Source organism: Geitlerinema sp. PCC 9228, from assembly GCF_001870905.1.
GTDB lineage: Bacteria > Cyanobacteriota > Cyanobacteriia > Cyanobacteriales > PCC-9228 > PCC-9228.
On record NZ_LNDC01000030.1, the window covers coordinates 1 to 8,459 of the forward strand.

An 8,459-nucleotide genomic window follows, 5' to 3' on the forward strand; every position below is an offset into this window, starting at 1 on the left:
TTTTCTCATACAACATCTAGCCAATCTTCAAGAAAGATGGCTACGACTATCAAGTCAACAAAAGTCAATTATTGTCCAGTAAATCACCTATTAGGAGGTAGCAGAACCATGAAGAAAGGAATTTATATGTTTTTTTCTACCCTACTAACCGTGGTTTTAGCAAGCACTCCCACCCACGGTAGCTACAAACCTCCTGATAACGGTGGTCCTGACGATACCGGCGATGCGGGAACGCATTTTGCACCAGCTGTCAACCTAGATGGGGACTGTCGTCAGGTTGACAGCCAGTTGTTGTCCAGTTGTTTTTAAAACCAACTACAGCAGAAATTCTCGATGCAGGTAAGGCTGCAACGCATCGGGGATACGTACGTTTTTGCCGTCTGCTTGCTGGTAATTTTCCAAAATTGCTGCCATGGTTCGACCAATGGCCAATCCCGACCCGTTGAGGGTATGAGCAAATCGGGTGCCTTTTTTGCCTGGTTCCTTCATGCGAATGTTGGCGCGTCGCGCTTGAAAATCGCCAAAATTCGAGCAGCTAGAAATTTCCCGATATTGCTCGGAAGAAGGCATCCAAACTTCTAAATCGTAGCACTTGGCAGCCCCAAAGCCCAAATCGCCGGTACAAAGTTCCATCACTCGATAGGGAAGTTGCAGTTCTTTTAAAATCGCTTCGGCATCTTGAACGAGAGATTCGTGTTCTGCGGCAGAGTTTTCGGGAGGAACAATTTTGACCAACTCTACCTTGTTAAACTGGTGTACCCGAATTAAACCGCGGGTGTCTTGACCGTAGCTGCCAGCTTCCCGCCGAAAACAAGGGGTATAGGAACAGTGATAGATGGGAAGTTCGTCGGCGTTTAAAATTTCGTCGCGGTAGAGGTTGGTCACCGGAACTTCCGCCGTGGGAGCCATCCACAGGTCGTCGCCTTCTATATGGAAGCTTTCCTCGGCAAATTTGGGTAGCTGGCTGGTCCCCACCATGGAATCGCTGTTGATTAGAATGGGGGGCATCACTTCTAGATATCCCGCTTGAATTTGGCGGTCAAGCATGAAAGAAATTAAGGCTCGCTCCAAGGCAGCGCCAGCACCAACCAAAGCCACAAACCGACTGCGGGATACTTTGACGGCGCGTTCGATGTCTAAAATACCGAGTTTTTCTCCTAGTTCCCAGTGGGGGATGCTGGTTTTTTGGGGAAGGTATTCGTCTCCCCAACGGCGGATTTCCACGTTGTCGGTTTCGTCTTCGCCGACGGGAGTGGTTTCGCTGGGAAGGTTGGGAAGGCGCAGTAGCTGCTGTTCGATTTGGGTTTTGAGTTCCCGTTCTCGGGGTTCTAACTCTCCCAGACGGCGTTTGGTTTCGTTGCCTTCCGCTTTTAGTTCGGCAAGTTCCGGGTCGTCGGCATGGCCGCCGCCGCGCATTTTTTGTCCGATTTGCTTACCAATTTCGTTGCTGCGCGCTTGTAGTTGCGATCGCTGCGTTTGTAACTGTCGCAGTTCTCGATCTAATTCTAAAATGGGCGCAATGTCGTATTCGCCACGCTTGCGAAGGCGATCGCGAATGGTTTCTGGATTTTCTCGAATTTGTTTGAGGTCTAGCACGAATCTGACTCGATCGAACGTCCCACGAACTGTACGAGCGTTTCGCGAAACGCCCCTACTCTGCCCATATTACCGGAAAGGGACGTTTCCAGCTAGGGGGAGGGGAAATTTATCGTTTGGGAGAAGATGGGGAAGAAAAGAAAATGCTGGTTTTTCCATGAATTTGGTAGCTTGACAGCAGGAAAAAGATTTTCTAATTTTAGATAGCTTATCCTTCCAACTTGATATTTTTCAAAAACTTTCTCTTTTCTGCAAATTCTTTTAACGTAGTAAAATAGCGGCTAGTAGATAGGAAAATTTCACCGTAAAATGGATGTTGGTGGCTGGTGCTGTTGCCAAGGATCTTTCTACAGCCAGAGCTGGTTGATAGCAACAACGCGATCGCGCTTTGCTAGGAACCTCCCTCAGGCAAAAACCACCTCGCATCGTTACCCCTTCAGTTGCTGAAAGAGCGCAAAAACAAAATGGTAGACCCTATGGACGACCTCGTAAGCCAAGCGCGCCAAGGTAGTGTGGCGGCGATCATCCAAATTCTCAATCAAGAATTAGCAGACTTGGGCGTCAGAACCCGAGCTGTTTTTTCAGATGGAATTTTGCAACTTTTGTGCGAAGCCGCTACCGTTCAGCAAGTGGAACAATCAACGCTGGTAGAAAAAATTCGGGAAGTCTTGGAATCGCTCTCCCTGCGTCAAATTCGCCGGGTTCGCATTAACGGTCGTCTAGTACGCGAACAACAGTTGCTCTGGTTGGAAGAAATTCAACGAGACCCCCAACATCAGCTGTTGTGGTCCCAAGAAATTACCCTCAAGCGTCCCCATCCCCTACAAACTCTGTGGCAAGATTTGCGCGATGGTCTGAGCGCTGCCAAGGGGAAAAAGAATTACAAAGTTCCCGCTACTTCCTCGCGCATATTCTCCCAACAAAGACTCTTTTGGCAGGGAATATTCGGCGGTTTGTCAGTAGCATTGCTGCTGTTGCTGGGCATCTGGTGGTGGTCTTCGCGCCAGCAAAGCGACCTTGCCATCTCCCAAACCGAGACCACATCCACCACCAACTCCCAAATCGCACCTTCAGCAGAGCCAACCGGGCCCCAGCAAAGCCCATCCACCACCCCGACAACCACATCAACCGCCACCAAGGCCAACACCGATGCCGACGAACCCTTTGTCAAAGCCGTGCGATTGGCGGAAGAAGCTGCTCAGGAAGGAACCCAAGCCGATTCCGCTGCTGAATGGTTGGATTTGGCGGCCAAATGGCAGCGCGCTTCCGATTTGATGGCTCAGGTGGAACCGGATGACCCGCGCTATCCCACAGCACAAGACCGCAAGACTCGCTATAAAAATAACAGCAAAACCGCCCAACAAGAGGCGGAGAAATACCGCGACACCAGCGAAAACGAACCAAGCGACTACGAATAAAAGAATGTCCAATCGCAGGATCCCATTGCCAGCCAACCCGTTTCACATGAGTGTCAGCCAGCTGCAGCATTTGCTAGGGGCAACCCCAATGTTTGCCGATGCTGCCACATTCAACGCTACAGTTTGGGGGATTTCCACCGATAGCCGCCAAATTCAACCAGGCAATGCATTTGTGGCTTTGGTAGGCGAAAAATTTGACGGACATCATTTTTTAAAATCAGCTTCCGAACAAGGGGCTAAACTGGCGGTGGTGCAGCGTGCGGATGCTACCGTCACCGACCTACCCCAGTTGGTGGTGGCGGATACTTTACAAGCTTATCAAGCCATGGCACGTTGGTGGGGGTCTCAGTTTGCCGTGCCTACCGTGGCCATTACCGGTTCGGTGGGCAAAACCACGACCAAAGAACTGCTGGCGGCTTTGTTGCAAACCCAAGGCCGGGTGTTGAAATCCGCTGCCAATGATAACAACGAAATTGGCGTTCCCAAAACCCTGTTGCAACTAAGTAGCGATCGCGATTTTGTGGTTTTGGAAATGGCTATGCGGGGCAGGGGGCAAATTGCAGAACTGGCCAGCATTGCCCGTCCGGATGTGGGAATTATTACCACAGTGGGAACCGCTCACATTGGCTTGTTGGGGTCGAGAGAAGCGATCGCTGAGGCTAAGTGCGAATTGCTAGAATACATGAATCCTGAAGGAACGGCTATTCTCAACGCCGATAACGATTTGTTGATGGCTACCGCAGCTGGCGTCTGGCAGGGAAAAACGGTCACCTTTGGCTGGGAAAAGGGAGATTTCCGCGGTCGCTTGCTCGATCCAGAAACCTTGGAAGTGAGCGAGGGGACGCAAGACTCCTATACCGTGCAGTTGCCGATACCGGGAGCGCACAACGCCACCAACTTCCTGGCAGTTTTGGCGGCAGCCAGAGTTTTGCAAGCACGAGGACAGTTTGACTACTCAGATTGGAAACAAACCAAAGTTCCCCTGCAACTGGATTTGCCCCCCGGTCGCGCCCAACGCTACACCTTGCCCCAGGATATTCTGGTATTGGACGAAACCTACAATGCCGGTACCGAATCCATGGTGGCGGCTTTGCAACTACTGGCGCAAACCCCAGGAAAACGACGGATTGCCGTTTTGGGAACCATGAAAGAGTTGGGGAGCTATTCCCTGGCATTTCACCGCCAAGTGGGAGAAACGGCCGCCTCTTTGCAAGTAGATGCCTTGTGGATTTGTGCCGATGACCCAGAAGCTCAAGCCATGAGGGAGGGCGCTCGCAATATTCCCCATATAGTTGCTTATCCACCTAGGGCTCAAGAACAACTCTTGCAAGATTTGTTGGCTTTTCTGGAAGCGGGCGATCGCATTTTATTAAAAGCTTCTCATGCAGTGGGTCTCGATCGCTTGGTGAAAAAACTGCGTTTTGCCTGGGAGGAAAGAAACCCCCATCCTCACAAGTGAGGGAGACCCGATCGTACCATGTTTCGTTATCGGTGGAACCGTGCGCTACCATCGAAATAGATCTGTCTGGGACAAAGCATCTTGCGAGTGCTTTGCGATCGCGTGGGGATACCGGTTTGCCCTGGCTACGGTCCGAAAGATCCGAAAGAACACCACAGATCTTCGCGATCGCCCGCCAAATATCCCACAATAGGACGAGCGACCCCAACCATTCCTAGCCCTTGCCCCGGTTATGAAAGAGTCCAGCCAGTTAATCTATCCCACCCTCACCCTCTTTTTATACGACGAAAGGGATGGTTACCGCACCAATCCCCAGGATATCGAACGCAACCGCCATCGTTTTTGGCGGAAAATCGACCCGCAGCTCGATAAAGACTATTCCCAGCTCGCCGATTCGGAATGGGCGTGGCTGGAAAAACTAGCCAAAGCAGAAAAACCCAACGCCAGCGAAGTAGAACTGCTGGCGGATATGCCAGGAAAAATAAAACCCTTCGGCGAAAAGAGCGATGGGTACTACTATCCCCTACGTTTGGGAGATACCTACGCACTGCAAATCGAATACTCCGGTAACTACAGCGCCGACGGGCATCCCAACTATACCCTCCGTTCCAGTACTTCCGTTTCCCAGCTCAAACAAGGCATCCTGGAAAGCCTCAACCACCAAAGCGATTCTTCCCAGCTAAGTGCGGAAAAACAGGGGCGCGTGGGGCAAACCTGGCTGTTGTGGGGACAGCTACCGGGGAACCATCCCGATCCCAGCTCCATTTTGCGCCAGTGCTACGAAAAATTGGCACCGGAAGAAGATTGGGATAGCCAGTGGGTGGGATGGGGTAGGTTTGCTGGGGCTACCTTGGTGGAACTTTGGCGTCAGCCTACGGATTGGGAAAATTTGGGTCAGGAAAACCACCATACGATTATGGTGCTGTTTCCGCCGCGCCACAGCATCGAAACCATTCGTAGTGATATGAAGCAGCTTTACCCTCACTTGCTGCATTTGTTTTATTACCGCAATAAAATTCTGTGGTCTTATTGGCAAAGCCGCCAGATTAAAGCACAATTGCAAGCGGATTTTGCTCGGGTAGAAAACATCTCCAGCCAGCTGGCAGCTTCCATGTACCAATCCCATTTGTCCATCCAGCAGTGGCAGCAAGTGCTAACGGAAACCATCGAACTTTTTTCGCGCTATACGGAAAATTTGAGCTACTTGGAATTTTTGGGCCGGAGCATTCACAGCCACGTCAAAAATTATCAAAAACGCTTGCGGAAAATTTCCGAACTCGATAGCGATGCCCATTTAGAATGCTTGCACGAATTTAGCGACTTGGCGATGGAAAATTACAGCTCTCAATTAGATATGGAGCGGAGCAATTTAACATTAGGAATTAATTTGTTGGAGAATATTATCCGTACCATTCAAGGTAGAATTGAAATTCATAAAGTAGCTTTCGATCGCCATTTGCAAACAACAGCGATTGTGGTGGGGGCTGGGTTTGCTGTTTCGCAAATCACCTCGGCCGCCTTGCTAGCCCGCCAAGAAGAACCGCCTCCCCCAGCTCACTACTGGCATACAGGAGCACTTTGGGTTAGCTTGAGTACGGGAGCGATCGCGGCAGTGTTGGCATGGTCGATCGTGCATCTGTTTCGTCGTTCGTGAAAGGAGACGCTAGTAAAATTTTTAACGAACGTAAGATTGAAAGTTTGTATACAGATGGTGCCTGTTCGGGCAACCCCGGTCCGGGAGGCTGGGGTGTGGTTATCTATTTTGACGACGGTACCGTTCACGAAATGGGGGGTCGCGAAGAGGAAACCACCAACAATCGTATGGAGTTGGTTTCGGCAATTTCAGCCTTGAAATTTTGGCGTTGGTGGGGACAAGAAAAATCCGTAGTTCTGTATACCGATAGCGAATACGTTCTCAAAGGAATTACCCAGTGGATTGACGGTTGGAAAAAACGCAATTGGAAAAATGCCAGTGGCAAGTCGGTCAGCAACCAACAATTGTGGCAGGAACTGGATCGTTTAAATCAACCGCAAATTCGATGGCAGCACGTACGCGGTCATTCCGGCAATCGAGGCAACGAACGCTGCGATGCGATCGCTCGTGCTTTTTCATTAGGAGAAAGTCCCGCCATGAAAGAGCTATTTCCTTCTTCTACCATTGAATAAAGCTGGGCAGCACAAAATTGTTCGTTACAAACGTATAGTTTCCTTTACAATCGATTACGATCGCAGTGGGAATGGTCTAAATCGCGATGGGAGCAACCAGCATGATCGAGTCAACCGTATCTTCTAGCCCCAGTACCGACGGTTCCGGGGAAAGAACCCTATCGGATCAAACGCGCGTGATGCACTTGCGTCACCTGATGGAAACCCTACGCATGGCTGACGAAATTGCCAACTGCGGTTACTTAATTACAAGTTCCGAACTAGCCGACCTTATGGATGTTAACGCCTCCGCCGTCACCAGTCGTGGCGATACTTGGTCCTGGCGAAATTGGGTAGTTTCGCGGGTACGCCGGGAAGGCAACCAAATTTTGTGGCAGTTGGAACGAGTCGATTGAGATTGGGTGGCGGCATCTATGGCACTGGCTGCGGGACCCTACCTACCCGTAGCTTCTGCCACGCCATTGTTTGGGTTGACGACTGGCGGAGAGGGCAATGCGCACCCAAGCCAGGGGATCGGCCAAGGGAGACAACCAAAACAGACACGCCGAGCGAGCAGCAGACAAATCGTAAGCACTTGCAATTCCTACCTGCAACCCCCAACGCACCGCCAATAAAAATCCATTCAAGGCGGTTGCCGCCAAAATAGTGGGCGTTTGGTAGCCTGCCTGCCACAGCACCCATCCAGCGATCGCAAGTAACAGGGGTAGTCCCTGAACCGCCAGCAAAAAAGCCACATCGGACCAAGTTTGTAAGGGACTAGATGCATCCTTCAAATCCAGCGATCGCCCCCACTCCCGCCAAGTTTCCCGCGCCCCTTCGTACATGCGCACCTTCAGCACCTGGGTGCCATCGAGAAACCCAACTTTGTATCCCGCCATCGCAGCCTGGCGCGCTAGGGTCACGTCATCGCAAAAAGACCCCTTCGCCCTAATGTAGCCCCCCAACTTCGCCAAAACCTCCCGGCGACAGAGGAAACACTGGCCGTTGGCCATCACCCGCTCTGGCGTCTGTTCCCCCGTACCCACCGGTCCAAAGCGATACACCAACGTTACCAATAACGCCGGCTGCAACCAGATTTCCCCGGGCGTTTTCAAAACAAACCTGGGTGCCAGGGAAATCAAATCGTACTGTTGGGCGCGGGCAGTTTGGATCAAACTTGCCAGCAAACCCGGTTGGGGTTGCGTATCGGCATCCATCCCCACAAACCACTCGCTGGCTGGGGAAATGTGCCAAAATCCATTATGCAACGCCCAAGGACGCCCCACCCAATCCGGAGGTAGGGGTTCGTCGTTGATTAAATGAAATCGAGGGTCGGACTGCGCGATCGCTTTGACCCGCTCCGGCGTGCCATCTTCCGAATAACTGTCCACCACAATAACTTCCCGCAGTTCGTAGCTCTGCCGCGTCAGCCCCCACAAACAGGGATCGATGCGCGCGGCTTCGTTGAGCGTGGGCACCACCACACTAGCACTGCCAAACAACTCCGGCGTTGGGACTTGGGGCAGCAAAGGTCGATGGCGACGCGGCCCTCGCAGCAAGCGCGATAGCAAGACGGCGGCAGCACTCAATTGTCCCACCAGCAACACCATGGCGATCGCACTGAAGGCGACAACCAGTTCCAAATCGGCCATCGGGGAGGAGGCGAGGGTCGCTACATTCATAACTAAGTTCGCGAGTTGGGAAATCACCTGCTTTCGCTGCGATCGTCAAAACCATTCCGACAGCGCCAAGCTGCCGTCAAGTAAAACTTTCGGTAGCTTGGAATCCCCGTCGCTTTAGCGCGGGGAGGAAAAGCGCCTCGTGGGGCTTTAGCCCCATTT

Annotated in this window: 8 protein-coding genes; 6 read left to right on the forward strand and 2 right to left on the reverse strand. The window is 51.7% G+C overall.

Annotation, left to right across the window (positions count from 1 at the left end):
- Nucleotides 1-108 precede the first annotated feature (108 nt).
- Entirely contained in the window at nt 109-309 is a 201-nt protein-coding gene (locus AS151_RS02135) for a hypothetical protein (RefSeq protein ID WP_139240450.1), read from the forward strand.
- Nucleotides 310-315: 6 nt separating this feature from the next.
- On the opposite strand, the gene serS is transcribed toward AS151_RS02135, so the two are convergent.
- A complete protein-coding gene (gene serS / locus AS151_RS02140) occupies nt 316-1,596 on the reverse strand; it encodes a serine--tRNA ligase (RefSeq protein WP_071515426.1) in 1,281 nt (426 codons plus the stop codon).
- 476 nt (nt 1,597-2,072) lie between these two features.
- Here serS and AS151_RS02145 point away from each other — a divergent pair, with 476 nt between their 5' ends.
- From AS151_RS02145 to AS151_RS02165, 5 genes are all read left to right on the forward strand, one after another.
- Complete coding sequence (locus AS151_RS02145) at nt 2,073-3,014, forward strand: hypothetical protein (RefSeq protein WP_244532827.1); 942 nt, start codon at nt 2,073-2,075, stop codon at nt 3,012-3,014.
- Between the two features lie 4 nt (nt 3,015-3,018).
- Nucleotides 3,019-4,473 carry a UDP-N-acetylmuramoyl-tripeptide--D-alanyl-D-alanine ligase gene (murF, locus tag AS151_RS02150; RefSeq protein WP_244532828.1) on the forward strand — a complete coding sequence of 485 codons (1,455 nt, stop codon included), beginning with the start codon at nt 3,019-3,021 and terminating at the stop codon, nt 4,471-4,473.
- A gap of 232 nt (nt 4,474-4,705) precedes the next feature.
- Complete coding sequence (locus AS151_RS02155; protein WP_071515427.1) at nt 4,706-6,127, forward strand: hypothetical protein; 1,422 nt, start codon at nt 4,706-4,708, stop codon at nt 6,125-6,127.
- Entirely contained in the window at nt 6,124-6,639 is a 516-nt protein-coding gene (gene rnhA, locus AS151_RS02160; RefSeq protein ID WP_244532829.1) for a ribonuclease HI, read from the forward strand. The genes AS151_RS02155 and rnhA overlap by 4 nt, the downstream gene beginning before the upstream one ends.
- A 101-nt stretch (nt 6,640-6,740) precedes the next feature.
- Nucleotides 6,741-7,034, forward strand: a complete 294-nt coding sequence (locus AS151_RS02165) for a hypothetical protein (RefSeq protein ID WP_071515431.1) — start codon at nt 6,741-6,743, stop codon at nt 7,032-7,034.
- 42 nt (nt 7,035-7,076) lie between these two features.
- Here the strand turns inward: AS151_RS02165 and cruG are convergent, their stop codons facing one another.
- Nucleotides 7,077-8,300 (reverse strand): 2'-O-glycosyltransferase CruG, encoded by a 1,224-nt coding sequence (gene cruG / locus AS151_RS02170; protein ID WP_071515428.1) that lies wholly within the window; start codon nt 8,298-8,300, stop codon nt 7,077-7,079.
- Between the last annotated feature and the right edge of the window lie 159 nt (nt 8,301-8,459).